Below are 19,125 nucleotides of genomic sequence, written 5' to 3'. Positions count from 1 at the left end.
GGCCTGTTACTGGGGCAGCTCGTAGGCGCAGGAGGAGTAGCCGAGCCACTCCCAGACGATCGAGACGCTCGCGGAGGCGCCGGTCTCCGGCAGGGCCACCGACTCGCGCACGGCGTGCACCTCCAGCAGGTCGGACACCTCGAGGTCGGCCAGGTTGAGGTCTTCGAGGTCGGCCAGCGTGGCCGTCATGTCGCGCATCGTGTACTCCGATTTCAGGGGATGTCGTCGACGAACAAGCGCACTTGTCGATGACAAGATGGACAGTGCGCAAGATGTTAGTCAGCTCTGCCCACGAACTATTCGTCCGAGCGTCCAGTCGCCGATGGCCGTACGACGGCTGTGGACGGACGATGAGAAGGAAGTGCGCTCCCGCGGCTGATGCGCGGGAGGCAGGAGGCACTGCGGACGCGGCTGCAGACGCCCGCCCGCCCCCGCGCGCACGAAGGTGCCGCGGTCCGCTTCTGCCGGACCGCGGCACCGCTCACCCGGAACCGTCCGCCTAGGGCCGGCGGGCCCAGGTCCAGGCGTAGCCGTCGTCCTCGCACGCGGTCGCGGCGTCGCAGAGGTCCAGCGGCCGGAAGGTGTCGACCATGACGGCGAGTTCGTCGAAGAAGTCCGCGCCGATGGAACGCTCGGCGGCGCCCGGCTGCGGGCCGTGGGTGAAGCCGGACGGGTGCAGCGAGATCGAGCCCTGCTCGATGCCGGAGCCGCGCCGGGCCTCGTAGTTGCCGCCGGTGTAGAAGAGCATCTCGTCGGAGTCGACGTTGTGGTGGTTGTACGGCACCGGGATCGCGTCGGGGTGGTAGTCGACCTTGCGGGGCACGAACGAGCAGATCACGAAGTTGGGGCCCTGGAAGGTCTGGTGCACGGGCGGCGGCTGGTGGATCCGGCCGGTGATCGGCTCGAAGTCGTGGATGGAGAACGCCCACGGGTACATGTGCCCGTCCCAGCCGACCACGTCGAACGGGTGGTGGGCGTAGGTGTAGCGGGTCCAGCCGCGGCGGTGCCGGACCAGCACCTCCACGTCCTCGCCGTCGACCAGCAGTGGCGCGTCCGGCCCCCGGACGTCGCGCTCGCAGTAGGGCGAGTGCTCCAGGAACTGGCCCCGCACGGAGAGGTAGCGCTTGGGCGGGCCGATGTGGCCGGCCGCCTCGACGGCGAGCAGCCGGGTCGGCGCGTCGCCGGTGGGCACCAGCCGGTGGATGGTCGAGGTGGGGATGACGACGTAGTCGCCGGGCACCGTGTCGAGCACGCCGAACGTGGACTCGACCCGCAGGGTGCCCGACTCCACGTAGAGGCAGTGGTCGCCGGTGGCGTCGCGGAACAGCGGGGACGGCCGGTCCGCCAGCACGTACGCGATGCGCACGTCGTCGTTGGCGAGCAGGTACTGCCGGCCGAGCACCGGGTCGGCGCCGGCGCCGTCGAGCTTGTGGGTGCGCAGGTGGCGGGGCTTGAGCGGAAGGTTCGGCACCCGGGTGAACGCCGGCGGGGTGAACTCCTCGGCGGCCACGATCGCGGTCGGCGCGTGCCGGTGGTAGAGCAGGGACGAGTCGGAGGAGAAGCCCTCCTGGCCCATCAGCTCCTCGGCGTAGAGGCTGCCGTCGGGCTGGCGGAACTGGGTGTGGCGCTTGCGCGGCACCTCGCCGACGCTGCGGTAGTACGGCATCTCGCCTCCCGGTTCGTCCCGTTCACCGATCCAACGGCGTCCGATAATCGGACGCTGTTGTCCGTTCCTTGTAGCGTCCCGTACATTCTTGTCTCGTGTCAACGCAGGTGCCCGCGCTCGTCGACGGCCTCGTCGACGACGCCGCCGTCTTCCCGCCCGGCAGCGCGCCGCTGCCCGCCGCCGTCGCCGCGCACCGGCGGCACCGCACCTCCTGGTACGCCGACCTGGTCGGCCCGCTCCTGGTCCCGGCCACGAGGCTGCCCGAGGTGGCGGGCCTGCTCGGCGCCGACGAGCGGATCGCGGTCGGGGTGATCGGCGACGTGCCCCTCGACCGGCTCGACGAGGTGCGGGCCACGGCCGACCCGCGCATCCGCGTGCGCCAGGTGGAGGCGGCGGTCGCCAAGCGCGGCGAGGACCCGCTGCCCGGCCTGACCGAGCTGGTGGCGCTGGCCCGCCGCGCCGGTGCCGGTCCGGCCACCCTCGACGCCGTCTACGCCGAACTGCCGCTCACGTTCGGGCTGATGGGGGCGCTGGACGCGCTCGCCGCCGCCCGCGCCGACGGCCTGCCGATCGCCGCGAAGTTCCGCACCGGCGGGCTGGCCGCCGAGCTGTTCCCCACCCCGGCGGAGCTGGCCGCCGTGATCTGCGCCTGCCGGGACCGGGACCTGCCGTTCAAGCTGACCGCCGGGCTGCACCAGGCGGTCCGGCACCTCGACCCGGAGACCGGCTTCACCCACCACGGCTTCGTCAACGTGCTGGCGGCGGCGCTGGCGGCCGCCGGGGGTGCCACCGTGGAGTCGGTCGCCGAGCTGCTCACCGCGACCGATCCGCGCCCGCTCGTGCAGTACGCCGAGGCCGGGCTGGACGCCCCGCGCCCGCTGTGGATCGGCTTCGGCTCGTGCAGCATCCTGGAACCACTTACCGATCTGATCCGGCTGGGGCTGGTGAACGGGGGCTTTCAAGCATGACCTGGGTGACGGGTGCCGACGGTTCGTCGTACGGGGTCGCCAACCTCCCGTACGGGGTGTTCCGCCACGCGGAGGGCGCGCCGCGCGTCGGCGTACGCATCGGCGACTTCGTGCTCGACCTGGCCGGCGCGGAGGAGGCCGGCCTGGTGCTGGCCGCAGGGACGCTGGGTCGGCCCACCCTCAACGACTTCATGGCCCTCGGTCGACCACAGTGGACGGTCGTCCGGCAGCGGGTGACCGAGCTGCTCACCGACGCCGCCCACCGGCCGGCGGTGGAGCCGCTGCTGGTGCCCCTGGCGGAGGTGCGGATGCAGCTGCCGTTCGAGGTCGCCGACTACGTCGACTTCTACTCCTCCGAGCACCACGCGTCCAACGTCGGCCAGATCTTCCGCCCCGGTCAGCCGCCGCTGCTGCCCAACTGGAAGCACCTGCCGATCGGCTACCACGGTCGGGCCGGCACGGTGGTCGTCTCCGGCACGCCGGTGGTGCGGCCGAGCGGGCAGCGGGCCACCCCGCAGGGCCCGGTCACCGGCCCGTCCGTACGCCTCGACATCGAGGCCGAGGTCGGCTTCGTGGTCGGCGTGCCCAGCCCGCTGGGCGATCGGGTCTCCGTCGACGACTTCGCCGACCACGTCTTCGGTGTCGTGCTGGTCAACGACTGGTCGGCCCGCGACATCCAGGCCTGGGAGTACCAGCCTCTCGGCCCGTTTCTCGGCAAGTCCTTCGCCACCTCGGTCGCGGCCTGGGTGACCCCGCTGGACGCGCTGGGCGACGCCTTCGTCCCCGCCCCCGACCAGGACCCGCCGGTCGCCGCCTACCTGCGCGACGTGCCGCACCTCGGGCTGGACCTGCGCCTGTCGGTGGAGTGGAACGGCGAGCGGGTCAGCGAGCCGCCGTTCGCCACCATGTACTGGACGCCGGCGCAGCAGTTGGCCCACCTCACGGTCAACGGCGCCTCGCTGCGCACCGGCGACCTCTACGCCTCGGGCACCGTCTCCGGGCCGGAACGGGGACAGGTCGGCTCGTTCCTGGAACTCACCTGGGGCGGCAGCGAGCCGGTGAAGTTCGCCGACGGCGGGACCCGCACCTTCCTGGAGGACGGCGACACGGTGACGATCACCGCCACCGCGCCCGGCCCGGACGGCACCACGATCGCCCTGGGCGAGGTGACCGGGCAGGTCCTCGCCGCCCGCTGACCCACCTTCCGATCATCGACGGTCCCCGGTCGCACAGTTGGTGCGACCGGGGACCGTTGCTTGCGCGTTGATCGTCGCGGATTCCGTCGCCATGCCGCGCCGGGGCCGGGCCGGACGTCCCCCTTCCGGTTCCGGCCCCGGCCGCCGGTTGGCGTACCGACGACAGGAAGGTGACGACGATGAACGATCTCCCGGGCGCGGTCTGGCGTACCAGCAGCCGCTCCAACGACCAGGGGCTCTGCGTGGAGGTGGCGGACAACCTGGTCGACGACCTCGGCGTGGTGGGCGTACGCGACTCCAAGGACCAGGCAGGCCCCACGCTGGCGGTCAGCCCGCCGGGGTGGGCGGCCTTCGTCGGCGCGATCCGGGCCGGCCAGTTCGGTCGCTGACGGGTCGACCGCTCCGGATCGGGGCTCCCGGCGGTGGAAAATCCGCTCCGGGGGCCCCGATCCGCGCTCACCCGGCGTACCGTCGAGGCCACGGGAGGTGGCATGTCGACGGTGGCGGTCACGGAGTTCGTGGAGGCGCACGACGTCGACCTCTGGCGGCTGCTGACCGACCTGACCACCCGCACCCGGCGCTTCACCGGCCCGGTGGAGGTGCTCACCCCCAACCCGTTCGGCCCCGGCACCGTGTGGCGGGAGACCCGTTCCCAGCCCGACGGCACCGCGCTGGTCGAGGAGTTCCTCGTCATCGAGGCCGAGCCGCCCCGACGGCTGGTGCTCGGCTCGCGGGGCGCCGGCGTGGACTACCGGATCACCTGGGCGCTGCGCCCGGTCGAGCGGCGTCGCCGGGGCTGCACCGCCGTCACGGTCGAGCAGGAGGCGGTGCCGACCGCCCCTTACGGTCGGGTGGTCGCGCTGCTGCTCGGCGGGCTGGCGGCCCGGGCGGTCGAGCGCGCGCTGCGGCAGGACCTCGCCGACCTGGCCGCCGCCGCGGCGGCCGCCAACGCGACCGAGGCGGCCTGAGGCGCACGCCGGGCTGGTCCGAGGCGCACGCGGGCGGTCTGAGGCGCACGCCGGGCGATCTGAGGCGCACGCCGGGTGGTCCGAGGCGCATGCCCAGGGCGCTTCGTGGATGCCCCCGGCACGTCACCGCCGGAGTGCCCGGGCGCCGGTGACCTGACAGGGCCCTGACCGGTTCCGCTGGGTAGGGTGCCGGGCGGAGGTGCGGCATGGGGTTCCCGAACGGCCGGCGGCGGATCGCGGTGGCGGTCGCGGCGCTGCTCGGCACCGTCGCCGTCGCGGCGACGGTCTACCGGGTGCTCGCCCCCGCCGAGGTCAGCACGCCCGCGCGGGCCGGGTACCCGGCTGCCGCGTCCCCCTCAGCCGGCGTGATCGGCCGGCTCCCCGTGGCCCCGCTCGTCGTGGACGGCCGGCTGCGGGTCTACGCGGCCCACCGCCAGGTCTACGCCGACCGCCCGGTCGACGGCCGGCACCGGACGACCCCGTACTGGTCGTACCGCCGCTGGCCGGCGACGCTCGACGGGGTCGTGGCGAGCGGGACGACTGTGGTCACTCGCTGGTCCGACGGGCGGCTCGTGGCGCTGGACGCGCGGACGGGCCGGGTCGCCTGGCGGGCGGACGGGCCAGCACCGGTCGGGGAGCGGGCGGTCCGGCGCACGGGCGCGGCGACCGTCTGGGACCCGCAGGGCATCTTCGTGGCCCCCGCGCCCGACGGGCGGCAGGTGGTGGTGGCGGCCGGGGCGGAGTGGGCGCGTGCCGTGGACCTGGCCGACGGCCGCGAACTGTGGCGGTCGCACGTCACCGTCACGCTGCCACCGGGCGACACGGTCGCCGGGTGCCGGGACGCGCTCGGCACGACCGCGTCGGGACACCTGATCACCGTCGACTCCTGCGCGGGGCCGGCGACGATGGAGTTCCGCGACGCTGCGACCGGGGCGGTGGGCCTGCGCTGGCGACCGCCGGATGCCGGCGACGAGCTGGTGGCGACCCTGCTGGGCTGCGGCACCGGCCGGACGGGGTGCACCGGGTTGCGGACGGCGAGGCCGGGCGACGACGCGGGCCGGGGCTGGCTGCTCGGCGCCGGGGAACCGGTCACCGCCCCGGCCCTGGACCGGCCGGACGCCGAACTCGTCGGCGGGACGGCCGTGGCGGTCGTGGACGGGGTGGCGGTCGGCCGCTCGGCGCGTACGGGCGCGGAGCTGTGGCGCCGTCCCGGCCCGTCGCAGGCGCGGCTGCTCGCCGTCCAGCCCGACCGGGTGCACCTGCTGACGGAGACGAACGACCTGCTGACGCTGGACCCGGCGACGGGGGCGCAGCGGTCCTTCTTCGCGCTCAACGTGGGCTCGGACGGGATCGGCTGGGTGCCCGGCGCGGTGTACGCGGCCGGCGGTTTCGTGGCCGTGGAGCGGCTCCGCAAGCCGGTCGATCCGACGGCGGACGACCAGCGGTACTACCTGACCTCGGAGCCGATGCTCTTCGCCGCGACGTGAAACGCCGGCCCGGCTGCTCGACAAAACGGACATAAGTTACTTAGAGTCCATTTGTGCGTTTCCTGGCTGCCCTGTTGGGCGCGATCCTCATCCTCGTCACCGCCTCGCCGGCCGACGCCGCGCCGACCCGCCCGGCCGGCGGCGTCCACCACGGCGCCGACGACCGTCCCGCCGCCTGACGGGTGCGGCTCGGGGCCGGTGGAGGCCGCCTGAGAGTCCGGTCCGGTCCGCGAGGGGATGGCGGACCGGACCGGCACCTGCCTCAGGCCAGCGCGGTCTCCGCCGCCGCCAGGAAGGCGTCGTTCTCGGCCGGGGTGCCGATGGTGACCCGGACCCCGTCGCCCGCGAACGGCCGGACGATCACGCCCCTCGCCTCGCACGCCTTGCCGAAGTCCACCGCCCGGTCGCCCAGCGGCAGCCAGACGAAGTTCGCCTGGCTGTCCGGCACGTCCGGGACGAGCTTGCGCAGCGCCTCCGTGACGCGGTCGCGCTCGCTGACCACGAGGGCGCACCGCCGCCGTACCTCGTCCTCCTGGGCCAGTGCGGCGAGCGCGCCCGCCTGCGCGGCCATGTTGCTGGAGAACGGCGTCACGACCTTGCGGATCGCCGCCGCCACCGCCGGCTGGCCGACCAGGAAGCCGATCCGCAGGCCGGCCAGGCCCCAGGCCTTGGAGAGCGTGCGCAGCACGACCACGTTCGGCCGGTCGAGGTAGGTGAGGCCGTCCGGCACGTCCGGGTCGGTGACGAACTCGCGGTACGCCTCGTCGATCACGACCAGCACGTCCTCGCCGACCGTGTCCAGGAACCGGTCCAGCTCCGCCCGGCGCACCGACGTCCCGGTGGGGTTGTTCGGGTTGCAGACCACGATCAGCCGGGTCCGGTCGGTCACCGCCGCCGCCATCGCCGCCAGGTCGTGCCCATGCCCGGCGTCGTTGGGCACCCGCACACTTGTCGCGCCGCTGGTCGCCGCGATGATCGGGTACGCCTCGAAGGAGCGCCACGCGTAGAGGAACTCGTCGCCGGGCAGGCAGGTGGCCCGGACGAGGTGCTCGGCCAGCGCCACCGACCCGCAGCCGGTGGCGATCTGGTCGACGTGCACGCCGTACCGCTCGGACAGCGCCTCGCGCAGCGCGAGCGCGCCCATGTCCGGGTAGCGGTGCACCCCGGCGGCGGCCCCGGCGACGGCCTCCACGACGCCGGGCAGCGGCCCGTACGGCACCTCGTTGCTGGCCAGCTTGATCGCCTCGGGGAGGCCGAGCTCGCGGGCCAGGTCGGCCGGGCTGCGGCCGGGCACGTAGTTGGGCAGCGCGTTCAGGTCGGGGCGGGTCAGCCGCAGCTCCGGCTGGTGACGTCCGGGGTCGGTCATGGGGTGTCTCCCGAGGGGTCGGTGCGGTCGTCGGGGGTGCGGTCGTCCGTGGTGGTGGGCTCGCGCGTGCTGGTGCGGTCGTCCGGCGTGCCGCGCTCGCCCGTGGTGCCGCGCTTGCTGCGGGGGAGCTGGACCACCACGGTCTGCGCCCGCTTGTCGTGCAGCGCCTGACGCAGCGGGTGGTCGAAGAGCGGGGAGAGCGCGTCGACGAGCTGGAGCAGAAGGCCCAGGCCGCAGCAGTACCAGAGCAGGGTGGGCAGGCCGAGGGTGTTCCACCGGCGCAGCGCCCGGCCGAAGCCGAGCGGCTCGTCCGCGCTCACCGGCAGCACCTTGACGCCCACCAGCCGCTTGCCGAAGGTCTGCCCGCCCGAGGCCGTCGTCGGCACCTCGTACGCGAGCCAGAGGGCGGTGGCGATCAGCAGGATGACGACCTGGAGGCCGCCGGCCTGCTCGCTGGGCTGCGGCAGGTTGTCGGTGGAGCTGTCGCCCGCCATCGCCCGCCGGAACACCTCCCGCCAGTACGGCGTGGTTTCCTCGACCAGCCGCCAGACGAACCAGCCGTTCACCACGGCGTTCAGCGCGAAGACGACCGTGAAGTCGATCAGCCGGGCGACCAGCCGGGCGCCGAACCCGGCCAGCGGGAGCCCGTGCGGGCGTGGCTCCGGCGGCCGTCCGGGCCAGCCACCGGGCGGCCAGCCGGGCGGCGGACCGCCGCCGGGCGGCCAGCCGGGCGGAGGCCCCTGCGGGTGGCCCGGCCCCTGCGGGTGGCCGTGACCCTGCGGCGGCTGCCAGGGATAGGCCTGCCCCGGGTGTGGCTGCCCGGGGTGCGGCTGCCCCGGGAAGGGCTGCCCGCCCGCGGGGGCGCCCGACGCGGGCACCGGGGCCGCGGGTGACGTCGGGGCGGGTGCGGGTGGCGGCTCGGCCGGCGGCGGCCCCTCGGGCGGGGTGGCGTCGACGGGGATCGGTGCGCCGATCCAGCCCTCGCCGTCCCAGTAACGTCGGGTCTCCGGATCAGCCGGGTCGACGTACCATCCCGGTCCGACACTCATGGCCTGGCCTCGCTGCGCTCGCTCACGCAGACACCTTAACGACGACGGTGCCGGCGAACTTGTCGTGGAGGCACTGCTGCCAGGGCTTGTCCCACAACTGCCAGAGCCCGTCGAGGTAGCTGAGGCCGGGCAGGAACATGGCGGCGACGTACTGCACGGCGTACCGCTTGCCGGTCATCCGCCGGTCCAGCGTGGCGGCCGGGTCGAGCGGCACGACCCGCAGCTTCATCACCCGCTTGCCGTACGTCTGCCCGGTGCGCTTCATGTACTCCACGTGGTAGAGCCAGTAGAGCCCGAGCATGACCACCATCAGGCCCAGTTCAAGCAGCAGGATCGGCAGCATGAAGTCGGTCAGGAACGACGCGGGGTCGGGATCGGCGAGGGTGCCGTCCGGGTTGGTCCGGGTCAGGTCGTCCATCATGTTCCAGATCACGATCAGGAACGGCGGCAGGAAGAGCACCGTCGCCACCAGCGTGCTCAGCGCGACGTCGATCAGCGCGGCGAGCAGCCGGTCCCCGAAGCTGGCGAGCGGCTGGCCGCCCGGCCCGAGCGCCGGGGCCGGACGGGGCGGCCCGGCCCAGCCCGGGGGCGGCGGGGTCCAGCCCGGGGGCGGGACCTGACCGGGCGACGGGGCGTGTTGCGGTGGCACCGCGTACCCCTGACTGGAGGGACCGGAAGGCGGCGCGAAGCCGCCGGCGGCGGGCGGAAACCCACCGGCCGGCGGCGTCGGGTACGTCGGAGGCTGCGTCACGCTCGTCAGTGTTACAGGTTGCCGCGCGCTTCCTGCTCCCGCTCGATGGCCTCGAAGAGCGCCTTGAAGTTGCCCTTGCCGAAGCCGAGCGAGCCGTGCCGCTCGATCAGCTCGAAGAAGACCGTCGGGCGGTCCTGCACCGGCTTGGTGAAGATCTGGAGCAGGTAGCCGTCCTCGTCCCGGTCCACCAGGATCTTGCGGGCCTTCAGCTCCTCGATCGGCACCCGCACCTGGCCGATCCGGGCGCGCAGCTCCGGGTCGTCGTAGTACGAGTCCGGGGTGTCGAGGAACTCGACGCCGGCGGCGCGCATGGCGTCGACGCTGGCCAGGATGTCGTTGGTGGCCACGGCGATGTGCTGGGCGCCCGGGCCCCGGTAGAACTCCAGGTACTCGTCGATCTGCGACTTCTTGCGGGCGATCGCCGGCTCGTTGAGCGGGAACTTCACCTTGCGGGTGCCGTTCGCGACGACCTTGCTCATCAGCGCCGAGTAGTCGGTGGCGATGTCGTCGCCGATGAACTCGGCCATGTTCGAGAAGCCCATGACGCGCTTGTAGAACTCGACCCACTCGTCCATCCGGCCGAGCTCGACGTTGCCGACCACGTGGTCGACGGCCTGGAAGAAGCGCTTCGGCTGGAGGCCGGCGTCGATCATCGGCTGCCGGTCCACGATCGGCTTGCGGGCCACGAAGCCGGGCAGGAACGGGCCGGTGTAGCGGGAGCGGTCGACAAGCGTGTGCGCCGTGTCGCCGTACGCGGCGATGGAGGCCATCCGGACGGTGCCGTGCTCGTCGCTGACGTCGTGCGGCTCGGTCAGGCCGGTGGCGCCCTGCGCGGTCGCGTGCGCGTACGCGGCGTCGACGTCCGGCACCTCCAGCGCGATGTCGGAGACGCCGTCGCTGTGCCTGGTCACGTGCTCGGCGCCCGGGGCGTCCGGGCGGACCGCGCCGGTCAGCACGAACCGCGCCGAGCCGCTGGTCAGCACGTACTGGGCGTGGTCCCGGTAGCCCTGCTCGGGGCCCCGGTACGCCACGCAGGTCATGCCGAACGCGGTGGAGTAGTAGTGCGCGGCCTGCTTGGCGTTGCCCACCAGGAAGTGCACGTGGTCGAGGCCCTTGACCGGGAACGGGTCGCGGCTGATGTCGTGGTCGACGGCGCCGACGAGCACGTCGACGTCGACGTCGTCGGTCGCCTGGGGTCGGTCGATCGCCTGGGTCATCGCGGTCTCCCTCAAGTTCCGGTCGGCCCCGTGGCCGCCGCCGTCGGTCGTGTGCGGTGGTGCTGTGGCGAGGATCGCGGGGAAGTGCCGCACTGGGCAACTGTCGCGCCCAAGCCTGGTCAGGTTGCGCATTCAGTAGGGTGATCTGCCATGAGTGCTGGTCAGGGTGTACAGCTCGACGCCCTCGACGCGCGGTTGATCGAACTGCTCGCCGAGGAACCGCGGATCGGGGTGCTGGAGTGCTCCCGGCGCCTCGGGGTCGCCCGGGGCACCGTGCAGGCCCGGCTGGACAAGCTCGTCGAGCGGGGCGTCATCTCGGGCTTCGGGCCGGAGATCTCCCCGGCGGCGATCGGGTTCGGGGTGACCAGCTTCGTCACCCTGGAGATCAGCCAGCGGGACGGGCACGACCTGGTCGCCGCGCACCTGGCCGCGATCCCGGAGGTGCTGGAGGCGCACACCATCACCGGCTCCAGCGACCTGCTCTGCCGGATCGTGGCCCGATCGAACACCGACCTCCAGCGGGTGATCGACCAGATCGTGTCGTACGAGGGCATCCGCCGCGCCTCGACGATCATCGCCCTGGCCGAACAGATCACCTACCGCACCCTCCCCCTGATCCGCTCCGCCGCCCAACGCTGAGCAGGCGCGCGAGAAAGGGGGGCGACACGGCGGCGCGGGACGGCGGCGCCGCGGCGGTCGTCGCTACCGTGTGCGTGTGGCGAAGGCGGGCGGCCTCGGGGGGTGGCGTGGCGGGCTGCTGCTCGCGCTCGTCGTCGTCGTCGCGCTCGCCGCGACCGGAGTGTGGAACCCGTTCCCCGGGATGTGGGACTGGGTGAACCGTAGCCAGCCCATCTCCGAGCCGGACGTGGTCTGGCAGCAGCGCGTCGGCGGCACCCCGCGCAGCGTGACAATCGCCGGCGAGACCGTCGTGGTCGAGCAGCGCACCCGCGTGGAGGCGCGCAGCCTGGCCACCGGCGCCCAGCTGTGGGAGCGCAAGGCCGACTGGGCCGCGGTGGCCGGCGGCGACCGGGACTCCGTCGTCGTCGTGGGCAAGCTGCTGGTCAAGGGCTACGAGGTGCTGGACCCGACGACCGGCGCCACCCGGCGGCGCAACGGCGACGCGGTGGCCGTCTGGACGTACCGCAACATGCTGCTCGACGCCCGCTGCGTCGAGGCCACCGACTGCACGGTCAGCGCCTGGGACGCGCGCGGCACCGCCCCGCTCTGGACGGCCTTCGTGCCCGGGGTGCGCAGCGGGCTGCTCGGCGACAATCCGGGGCTGCTCGACACCCGCCGGCTCGACGCCGTCCGCATCGACGACGGGGTGGCCGGCCCGGAGCCCGTACCGCCGCTGCTCGGCTTCCCCATCGACGGCCGGGTGCACGTCCTCGACACCGCCACCGGGCGGGTGCTCCAGGACGTCGAGCCCGGCCGGGACGAACGGCTGTCGGTGGTCGGCGGCCGGCTGCTGCGGATCACCGCCCGCTCCCAGGACGGCACCTGCTACTTCGCCATCTCCGGCCGGGACGCGGCGACCGGCCAGGAGACGTGGCAGCGGGCCGGGATCAACCTGCGGACCGCCGACAACGCCGGCTGCGTGCAGCGGGAGGACCCGCACGGCGCGCGCAACGTGCTGATCGGGGTGGCCCCGGACGCCCGCGAGGCGGTCCTCGACGGCTACGACGGACGGCTGCTGCTGGTCACCTCCGCCGGGGAGAAGCTGCTCGCGGTCGACGACCGGTACGCCCTGGTCCGGCCGGCCGACAAGCGCGCGGTGGTCGGCCGGGAGTTGGGCGCCGGGCGGGTCCGGTGGACCCGTCCGACCGGGCCGAAGGCCGGCGCGGCGCTCACCCCGTACGCGGCCGTGATCGCCGACGAGAAGCCGTCCCGGCTGGTGGCGCTGGACCCGCGTACCGGGCGGGAACTGGCGAGCCTGCGCAGCTCCGCGAACGCCCTCGCGGTCGGCCCGAGGGGCATGATCATCGGCGAGGGGCGGGAGATCGGCTACGTCCGCTTCGGCGGGGTGCCGGGCGCCCCCGTCCCGCCGCGCGACGGCGGCGTACCCGGTCCCGGCGGCACGGCGGGCGTACCCGGGCCGGAGGACACCTGCGGCCCGAAGCGGGAGCTCTGCCCCGGGTGAGAGCGTCGTCCCAGGACCCACCCGGCGGGTGGGACTGATCGACCCTTCTGCCCTAGGCTTTCCGCTCATGAGCAGTGCCGCCGCGTTCTCGTACGCTCCCTTGCTGCCGACCGGCCCTGACCAGACGGAATACCGCCTGGTCACCGACGAGGGCGTCGACGTCGTCAACGGGCCAGGGGGTCGCCGGTTCCTCACCGTGGAGCCGACCGCGCTCACCGCGCTGACCGCCGAGGCGATGCACGACATCGCGCACTACCTGCGCCCCGCGCACCTGGCCCAGCTGCGGGCGATCATCGACGATCCGGCGGCCTCGCCGAACGACCGGTTCGTCGCGCTCGACCTGCTGCGCAACGCCAACATCGCGGCCGGCGGCGTGCTGCCGATGTGCCAGGACACCGGCACCGCCATCGTGATGGGCAAGCGCGGCCGGCACGTGCTCACCGACGGCAGCGACGCCGAGGCCGTCTCGCGCGGCGTCTACCAGGCCTACACCCGGCTCAACCTGCGCTACTCGCAGCTCGCCCCGCTGACCATGTGGGAGGAGCGCAACACCGGCAGCAACCTGCCGGCCCAGGTCGAGCTCTATGCGGAGGATCCGGACGGGCAGCCCGACGCGTACAAGTTCCTCTTCATGGCCAAGGGCGGCGGCTCGGCCAACAAGTCGTACCTCTACCAGGAGACCAAGGCGCTGCTGAACCCCACGCGGATGATGCAGTTCCTGGAGGAGAAGCTGCGGCTGATCGGCACCGCCGCCTGCCCGCCGTACCACCTCGCCATCGTCATCGGCGGCACCTCCGCCGAGTACGCGCTGAAGACCGCCAAGTACGCCAGCGCCAAGTACCTCGACGCGCTGCCCACCTCCGGCTCGATGACCGCGCACGGCTTCCGGGACCTGGAGCTGGAGGCGGAGGTGCTGGAGCTGACCCGCAACTTCGGCATCGGCGCGCAGTTCGGCGGGCGCTACTTCTGCCACGACGTGCGGGTGGTCCGGCTGCCCCGGCACGGCGCCTCGTGCCCGGTGGCGATCGCCGTCTCCTGCTCCGCCGACCGGCAGGCGGTCGCCAAGATCACCCCGTCGGGCGTGTGGCTGGAGCGGCTCGAGACCGACCCGGCGCGCTTCCTGCCCGACGTCACCGACGAGACGCTCGACGCGTCCGAGGTTGTCCGCGTCGACCTCAACCGGCCGATGGACGAGATCCGCGCCGAGCTGTCGAAGTACCCGGTGAAGACCCGGCTGTCGCTGACCGGTCCGCTCGTCGTGGCCCGCGACATCGCGCACGCCAAGATCGCCGAGCGGCTGGACGCCGGCGAGCCGATGCCGCAGTACCTGCGCGACCACGCGGTCTACTACGCCGGCCCGGCCAAGACCCCGGAGGGCTACGCGTCCGGCTCGTTCGGTCCGACCACCGCCGGTCGGATGGACGCGTACGTGGAGAAGTTCCAGGCCGCGGGCGGCTCGCAGGTCATGCTCGCCAAGGGCAACCGGTCCGCCCAGGTCACCCGCTCCTGCCAGCAGCACGGCGGCTTCTACCTCGGCTCGATCGGCGGCCCGGCCGCCCGGCTCGCGCAGGACTGCATCAAGCACGTCGAGGTCCTGGAATACGCGGAGCTGGGCATGGAGGCGGTCTGGAAGATCGAGGTCGAGGACTTCCCGGCCTTCATCGTGGTCGACGACAAGGGCAACGACTTCTTCGCCGAGGTCACCAAGCCGGTGCTGACGGTCGGTCGCCGCTGATCCACGCGTACGCGAAGGGGCGCCGGGCAGTGGCCCGGCGCCCCTCGTCGTCTTCCTACGTCAGCTCGCCCGGCTGACGTAGAACGTGCCGCTGAAGGTCTCCGACACGGTCCCGTCGCCGGTCCGCGTGTAGACGGTGACCCGGCGGATTCCGGCGGTCATGGGGGTGTAAGCCACCGACGCCGACCCGTCGGCGCCCGCCGCGACCGTCTCGGCCGGGCGGCCGTCGAGGGAGTAGACGAACTCCGTCACCCCGGGCATGCCGGCCTGGAAGACGAACGTCCCCGGCGTGCCGGCGACCGCCCCCTGGAACTTGTTGATCGGGTACTCGACCGAGCTGACCGTGGGCTTGGTCGCCAGGTGGAACCGGTAGGTGCCCTCGCCGGACGGCAGGTCACCGGCCGTCCGGCTGCGCACGTACACGGTGGTGTAGCCCGGCTTCGCCGGCGTGATCGTGACCGTGGCCGTGCCGTCGGCGGCCGCCGCCACGATCTGCTCCGGCCCGTCGTCGAGCCGGTACGTGTACTCGACGACGTCGTCCATGCGGGGCGCGAAGGTCAGGGTGCGCGGCTGGCCGTACCCGGCCGTCGGGTTGGCGTCGGTGATCGTCGGGCTGGTGGTGCGCACCCGGAACACGTAGCTCGTGGCGGGGGAGCGGTTGCCCGCGAGGTCGATCGCCTCGACGGTGAGCGTCCTCGGCCCGTCCCGGTCCGGCGTGATGGTGACGGTCGCCGAGCCGCCCGGGGCGTCGGCCGCCACGTCGGTCGCCGGCTGCCCGGAGATGCTGTAGCGGAATCGCACCGTGTCGGTGTCGCCGCCGGCCGAGAAGGTGAACTGGCCCGGGATGCCGGGGCCGCCGTACCAGCCGTCGTCGGCCGGGTAGTCGGTGGAGCTGACCGTCGGCTGGGCGGGGCTGGTGGTGTCGACCGTGAACCGGCACTCCGCCGACCAGGCGGAGCTGGCGTGCTGGTCGGCCGCGCGGACCGCGAAGGCGTAGCTGCCGCCGTCGACCATCGCGTCGGCGGGCACCGTGTACTGGAAGATCGACCCGGCGGCCTTGGCCGGGGATGTCGACTCGGTCCGCCTGGTCGGATCGGTCACCAGCCACCAGGCGAAGGTGGCGGTCACCGGCTCGGCGTTCGACGGTCCCGCGTCCGGGTCGGTGACCTCGGCCGAGAGGGTCGGCGTGGCGGTGCCGACCACCTGGTCGCCACCGCAGGCCCGACCGGCGACGGTGAGGGCACCCGGCACGTCGGGGGCGGCGTTCGCGGTCAGCGAGATGCCCGGCGTACGCAGCCGCCGGCCGTGGTGCTTGTTCTCCTCGTGGTCCCCGGGGACCCGGATCATCAGCGTGAGCGAGTCCCGCCCGGCGTCGACCGCCTGCTGCACGGTCTGCGTGAGCGGCAGTTCGAGGTGGGCGGCCGGGCAGGGCGCGGTGGGACCGAGGTCGCCGACCTTCTCCCGTACGGTCGGCGCGTCGTCCCAGGTCGGCGCGGTCGCCGGCGAGTCCGTGCGCCACAGTTCCAGCTCGCGCGGCCGGTCGCAGTCCGCGACCGCCGACTCCCCGGTGCGCAACGTGGCGTCGATGATCTCCTTGCCCCGGTAGGGCGTCAGGTCGAACGTGAGGTAGGCCCTGGTCGTGTGCTTGACCCCGGCGGTCACCAGGGTGCCGACCGGGACGTCCGCCTCGGTGGTGGTGAAGGCGGCGCCCTGCTGCCGCGCGTCCGTGTAGCTCACGCTCGTCGGCAGGACCCAGCGGATCGGTGCGGCGGCGGCGGGCTGGGCGGTGACGACGACCGCCCCGGTGGCGGCGAGCAGCGCGGTGAGCCCCGTGGTGAGGAACCGGCGCGGAGCGCGCCGTCGGCGTACGGCGGGCACGCCGGTGGAACCCCGTTGTCCGTGCAAGGTGGAAGACCCTCCGATGGAGTGCGAATACTTCCACGATCTTAAGTGCCTGGTCCCGGTGCCGGCGCCCGACTTTCGACCGACTCCGTGCGCCGGCCGGTCCCTGCCGCGTACGCGAAGGGGGCGCCGGGCCTGCCGCCCGACGCCCCCTCGACGTTCCCGTGGTCAGCTCCAGTCGATCCAGATGCCGTAGTACGCCTCGCCGGAGACCATCCCGGTCACCGTCCGGCTCCGGACGGTGATGTTGTGGCTGTAGGGCGAGTCCGCCGTCCACGTCACCCTGGCCGTGCCGTCCGCGCCGACCGCGACGGTGCGTTCCGGGCCGCTGTCGATGGAGTAGACGAACTCGGTGCTGCCGGCCAGTTGGCTGGTGAACACGAACTCGCCGGTCTGGCCGACCACCGCCCCGCCCTGGGGGCCGAACACGTCCGAGGTGACCAGCGGGCTCTTCGGGTCGACCCGGAACGAGTAGTACTGGGCGTCCGTGACGATCCCGCCGGCCGTCCTGGCCCGCACCTGGAGCTGGACCCAGCCACCGAACCCGCTGTCGACGCTCCGTGGCGTCCACTCCACGGTGGCGGTGCCGTCGGCGCCGGCCTCGACCGTCCGCTCCGGCTCGTCCGCGAACCGGTAGACGTACGAGGTGACCCCGCTCGTGCCGGCGTGCGGCGTGAAGGTGAACGTGCCCGGGACCCCGGGCCCGCCACCGGTCAGGTTCCGCGGGTACACCTGCGAATCCACCCCGGGGGCGACGGAGGCCGCGTGGAACGCGTAGTAGGTGGATTCCGACTGCACCCCGGCTCCGGTCCGGCTGAACACCTCGAGGGTCTGATTCGACACGTCGCGCGGGGTGTAGGTGATCGTCGCGCTGCCGTCCGGGCCGGCCGCCACGGTCTGCGGGTCGCCGCCGTCGAAGCTGTAGACGTACTCGACGACGTCGTCCATCGCCGGCCGGAACACGAAGGTCCCCTCGGTGCCCGCCGGCGTACCGGGCCACCCGTTGTCCGGCCAGTTCGGGGAGGTGACGAACGGCGACGTCCGGACGTACAGGTTGTATTCCGCGTCGCCGGAGGGCACGCCGCCGCTGGTGCGGCTGCGCACCCGCAGCGTGTTCTGGATCTCGGTGGGGGTCACCGTCACCGTGGCGACGCCGTCGGCGTCGGCCGCGACGGTGTGCTCCTCGCCGTTGAACCACCACACGTACTCGGTGACGCCCGCCATCATCGGCGAGAAGGTGATCTCCCGTGGCTGGCCCAGCCGACCCTCGGGGTTGCCGTCGGTGATCCGGGGCGCGGTGTCCCGGACCCAGAACTCGTAGCTGACCGTGGTGGACCGGTTGCCGGTGCGGTCCACGCTGTACACCTCGATCCGGTGCGGACCGGGGCGCTTCGGGATGTAGGTGAAGGTGGCGCCGCCGAGCCCGTCGGCGGCGACCTGCCCGGATCCGTCGTAACCCCAGTACTGGTAGCGGACGACATCGTCGGAGCCGTTGGCGCCCAGGGTGAACCGACCGGGGACGTTCGGCCCGCTGACGGACTGTTCCGGGTAGCGCGGGAAGTCCGTCGAGACGACCGTCGGCTCCGCCGGCTTGCGGGTGTCGACCGTGAACCGGCACTCCGGCGACCAGGCCGAGGTGTCCCCGTACTGGTCGGCCGCGCGGACGGCGAAGGCGTAATGTCCGCCGTCGACCAGTTGCCCCTGCGGTACGACGTACCGGAACCGGGCGGGCGCGTGCATCGAGCTCGGCCACGTGAACTCGGTCCGCTCGGTGGGCCGGTCCACCGGCCACCAGGCGAAGGTCGCCGTCACCTGGTCGCCGCCGCCGGTCTCGTTGACGTCCGGGTCGGTCAGCTCGGCCTGGAGCTCGGGCGTGGTGGTGCCGACGAAGGTGGCCTCCGTGCAGGCGACGCCGCCGACGCTCAGCTTGCCGGGCGCGTCCGGATTGGCGTTGTGCTCCAGCGCAAGGCCGAGGTTGGTGATCCGCCGCCCGTAGTGGAGGGACTCCTCCGCGTCGCCGACCCGGATCATGAGGGTCAGGGTTTCCTGCTGTCCGGTGACCGCCGTGGCGACGGTCTCGGTGATCAGCCTGGAGAGGTAGCTCCAGGGGCAGGGCGCCTCCGGCAGGCTCAGATCGGCGATCTTCGCCCGGGCGGTGGGCGCGTCCTTCCACGTCGGCGGGGTGGCGGGGGTGTCGGTCCGCCACAGTTCCAGCTGTCGTGGCTTGTCGCAGTTGTTGACCGAGTGCTCGCCGGTGATGGCGCGGGCGCTGATGATGCGCTGCCCGTGGTACCGGGTCAGGTCGAAGGTGAAGTACGCCCGGGACGTGTGCCGGTCGCCGTCCGGGTCCTTCCACGTGCCGACCGGCACGGTGCCGTCGGTGGAGGGGAACGTACCGGTGGGGCGCTCGGCGTCCGTGACGGCGACGCTGGTGGGCCGGAGGAAGGTGGAGCCGGCCGAGGCGGGCTGTGCGGTGACGGCCAACGCGCCGGTGGCGGCGAGCAGGGTGGCGAGGCCGGTGGCCAGGAGTCGGCGCGCAACGCGCCGTTGGCGTGCGGCGGGCACGCCGGTGGTACCCCCGTTGTCGTGCAAGTCGGAGTCCTCCATCGAAGAGGCAAAATTTTCGTGAGTTTAAATCGATGAGTCGACGCCGGGCGCCAGACTTTCGGCCGGGCTGGAC

At 73.2% G+C, this 19,125-nt stretch carries 17 protein-coding genes; 9 read left to right on the top strand and 8 right to left on the bottom strand.

Annotation, left to right across the window (positions count from 1 at the left end; genetic code table 11):
• Nucleotides 1-6 precede the first annotated feature (6 nt).
• Both AB0B83_RS14740 and AB0B83_RS14735 read right to left on the bottom strand, forming a co-directional pair.
• The gene (locus AB0B83_RS14740) at nucleotides 7-189 is read right to left on the bottom strand and encodes a thiopeptide-type bacteriocin (RefSeq protein WP_357578629.1); all 183 of its coding nucleotides are present in this window, start codon (nucleotides 187-189) and stop codon (nucleotides 7-9) included.
• A 310-nt stretch (nucleotides 190-499) separates the two neighbouring features.
• On the bottom strand, nucleotides 500-1,666 hold the full coding sequence (locus AB0B83_RS14735; RefSeq protein ID WP_357578628.1) for a homogentisate 1,2-dioxygenase: 1,167 nt from the start codon (nucleotides 1,664-1,666) through the stop codon (nucleotides 500-502).
• Between the two features lie 95 nt (nucleotides 1,667-1,761).
• Between AB0B83_RS14735 and AB0B83_RS14730 the strand changes: the two genes are divergently transcribed.
• The 6 genes from AB0B83_RS14730 (at nucleotide 1,762) to AB0B83_RS14705 (ending at nucleotide 6,464) form a co-directional block, all read left to right on the top strand.
• Nucleotides 1,762-2,634: a hypothetical protein gene (locus AB0B83_RS14730; protein ID WP_357578627.1), complete on the top strand. Its 873-nt coding sequence runs from the start codon at nucleotides 1,762-1,764 to the stop codon at nucleotides 2,632-2,634.
• The gene (gene fahA, locus AB0B83_RS14725) at nucleotides 2,631-3,830 is read left to right on the top strand and encodes a fumarylacetoacetase (RefSeq protein WP_357578626.1); all 1,200 of its coding nucleotides are present in this window, start codon (nucleotides 2,631-2,633) and stop codon (nucleotides 3,828-3,830) included. Before AB0B83_RS14730 ends, fahA begins: the two co-directional genes overlap by 4 nt.
• A 179-nt stretch (nucleotides 3,831-4,009) precedes the next feature.
• Nucleotides 4,010-4,219, top strand: a complete 210-nt coding sequence (locus AB0B83_RS14720; protein ID WP_357578625.1) for a DUF397 domain-containing protein — start codon at nucleotides 4,010-4,012, stop codon at nucleotides 4,217-4,219.
• 102 nt (nucleotides 4,220-4,321) lie between these two features.
• A complete protein-coding gene (locus tag AB0B83_RS14715; RefSeq protein ID WP_357578624.1) occupies nucleotides 4,322-4,798 on the top strand; it encodes an SRPBCC family protein in 477 nt (158 codons plus the stop codon).
• A 206-nt stretch (nucleotides 4,799-5,004) separates the two neighbouring features.
• The gene (locus AB0B83_RS14710; protein ID WP_357578623.1) at nucleotides 5,005-6,285 is read left to right on the top strand and encodes a PQQ-binding-like beta-propeller repeat protein; all 1,281 of its coding nucleotides are present in this window, start codon (nucleotides 5,005-5,007) and stop codon (nucleotides 6,283-6,285) included.
• Between the two features lie 53 nt (nucleotides 6,286-6,338).
• A complete protein-coding gene (locus AB0B83_RS14705) occupies nucleotides 6,339-6,464 on the top strand; it encodes a hypothetical protein (RefSeq protein ID WP_357578622.1) in 126 nt (41 codons plus the stop codon).
• 83 nt (nucleotides 6,465-6,547) lie between these two features.
• On the opposite strand, the gene hisC is transcribed toward AB0B83_RS14705, so the two are convergent.
• From hisC to hppD, 4 genes are all read right to left on the bottom strand, one after another.
• Nucleotides 6,548-7,651, bottom strand: a complete 1,104-nt coding sequence (gene hisC, locus AB0B83_RS14700; RefSeq protein ID WP_357578621.1) for a histidinol-phosphate transaminase — start codon at nucleotides 7,649-7,651, stop codon at nucleotides 6,548-6,550.
• The gene (locus AB0B83_RS14695; RefSeq protein ID WP_357578620.1) at nucleotides 7,648-8,700 is read right to left on the bottom strand and encodes an RDD family protein; all 1,053 of its coding nucleotides are present in this window, start codon (nucleotides 8,698-8,700) and stop codon (nucleotides 7,648-7,650) included. Before AB0B83_RS14695 ends, hisC begins: the two co-directional genes overlap by 4 nt.
• A 22-nt stretch (nucleotides 8,701-8,722) precedes the next feature.
• A complete protein-coding gene (locus AB0B83_RS14690; RefSeq protein ID WP_357578619.1) occupies nucleotides 8,723-9,349 on the bottom strand; it encodes an RDD family protein in 627 nt (208 codons plus the stop codon).
• Nucleotides 9,350-9,462: 113 nt separating this feature from the next.
• Nucleotides 9,463-10,668, bottom strand: coding sequence for a 4-hydroxyphenylpyruvate dioxygenase (gene hppD / locus AB0B83_RS14685; RefSeq protein ID WP_357578618.1), 1,206 nt, complete (start codon nucleotides 10,666-10,668; stop codon nucleotides 9,463-9,465).
• A gap of 150 nt (nucleotides 10,669-10,818) precedes the next feature.
• On the opposite strand from hppD, the gene AB0B83_RS14680 reads away from it, so the two are divergent.
• The 3 genes from AB0B83_RS14680 (at nucleotide 10,819) to AB0B83_RS14670 (ending at nucleotide 14,543) form a co-directional block, all read left to right on the top strand.
• On the top strand, nucleotides 10,819-11,307 hold the full coding sequence (locus AB0B83_RS14680) for an Lrp/AsnC family transcriptional regulator (RefSeq protein ID WP_132239914.1): 489 nt from the start codon (nucleotides 10,819-10,821) through the stop codon (nucleotides 11,305-11,307).
• Nucleotides 11,308-11,383: 76 nt separating this feature from the next.
• Nucleotides 11,384-12,808: a PQQ-binding-like beta-propeller repeat protein gene (locus AB0B83_RS14675; RefSeq protein ID WP_357578617.1), complete on the top strand. Its 1,425-nt coding sequence runs from the start codon at nucleotides 11,384-11,386 to the stop codon at nucleotides 12,806-12,808.
• A gap of 67 nt (nucleotides 12,809-12,875) precedes the next feature.
• Nucleotides 12,876-14,543, top strand: a complete 1,668-nt coding sequence (locus AB0B83_RS14670) for a fumarate hydratase (protein ID WP_151455297.1) — start codon at nucleotides 12,876-12,878, stop codon at nucleotides 14,541-14,543.
• 60 nt (nucleotides 14,544-14,603) lie between these two features.
• On the opposite strand, the gene AB0B83_RS14665 is transcribed toward AB0B83_RS14670, so the two are convergent.
• Both AB0B83_RS14665 and AB0B83_RS14660 read right to left on the bottom strand, forming a co-directional pair.
• Entirely contained in the window at nucleotides 14,604-16,421 is a 1,818-nt protein-coding gene (locus tag AB0B83_RS14665; protein WP_357578616.1) for a DNRLRE domain-containing protein, read from the bottom strand.
• A gap of 192 nt (nucleotides 16,422-16,613) precedes the next feature.
• Nucleotides 16,614-19,052, bottom strand: a complete 2,439-nt coding sequence (locus tag AB0B83_RS14660; RefSeq protein ID WP_357578615.1) for a hypothetical protein — start codon at nucleotides 19,050-19,052, stop codon at nucleotides 16,614-16,616.
• Between the last annotated feature and the right edge of the window lie 73 nt (nucleotides 19,053-19,125).

This window comes from Micromonospora sp. NPDC049060, assembly GCF_040649055.1.
GTDB lineage: Bacteria > Actinomycetota > Actinomycetes > Mycobacteriales > Micromonosporaceae > Micromonospora > Micromonospora reichwaldensis.
The sequence above is the reverse complement of the archived record's forward strand: the minus strand, read 5'-3'. Positions and strand labels throughout refer to the sequence as shown.

What these genes read in the sequence shown, in the direction of transcription:
- AB0B83_RS14740 (WP_357578629.1), bottom strand. Translation starts at nt 189, where the DNA reads ATGACGGCCACGCTGGCCGACCTCGAAGACCTCAACCTGGCCGACCTC.
- AB0B83_RS14735 (WP_357578628.1), bottom strand. Translation starts at nt 1,666, where the DNA reads ATGCCGTACTACCGCAGCGTCGGCGAGGTGCCGCGCAAGCGCCACACC.
- fahA (WP_357578626.1), top strand. Translation starts at nt 2,631, where the DNA reads ATGACCTGGGTGACGGGTGCCGACGGTTCGTCGTACGGGGTCGCCAAC.
- AB0B83_RS14720 (WP_357578625.1), top strand. Translation starts at nt 4,010, where the DNA reads ATGAACGATCTCCCGGGCGCGGTCTGGCGTACCAGCAGCCGCTCCAAC.
- AB0B83_RS14715 (WP_357578624.1), top strand. Translation starts at nt 4,322, where the DNA reads ATGTCGACGGTGGCGGTCACGGAGTTCGTGGAGGCGCACGACGTCGAC.
- AB0B83_RS14710 (WP_357578623.1), top strand. Translation starts at nt 5,005, where the DNA reads ATGGGGTTCCCGAACGGCCGGCGGCGGATCGCGGTGGCGGTCGCGGCG.
- hisC (WP_357578621.1), bottom strand. Translation starts at nt 7,651, where the DNA reads ATGACCGACCCCGGACGTCACCAGCCGGAGCTGCGGCTGACCCGCCCC.
- AB0B83_RS14695 (WP_357578620.1), bottom strand. Translation starts at nt 8,700, where the DNA reads ATGAGTGTCGGACCGGGATGGTACGTCGACCCGGCTGATCCGGAGACC.
- hppD (WP_357578618.1), bottom strand. Translation starts at nt 10,668, where the DNA reads ATGACCCAGGCGATCGACCGACCCCAGGCGACCGACGACGTCGACGTC.
- AB0B83_RS14680 (WP_132239914.1), top strand. Translation starts at nt 10,819, where the DNA reads ATGAGTGCTGGTCAGGGTGTACAGCTCGACGCCCTCGACGCGCGGTTG.
- AB0B83_RS14670 (WP_151455297.1), top strand. Translation starts at nt 12,876, where the DNA reads ATGAGCAGTGCCGCCGCGTTCTCGTACGCTCCCTTGCTGCCGACCGGC.
- AB0B83_RS14660 (WP_357578615.1), bottom strand. Translation starts at nt 19,052, where the DNA reads ATGGAGGACTCCGACTTGCACGACAACGGGGGTACCACCGGCGTGCCC.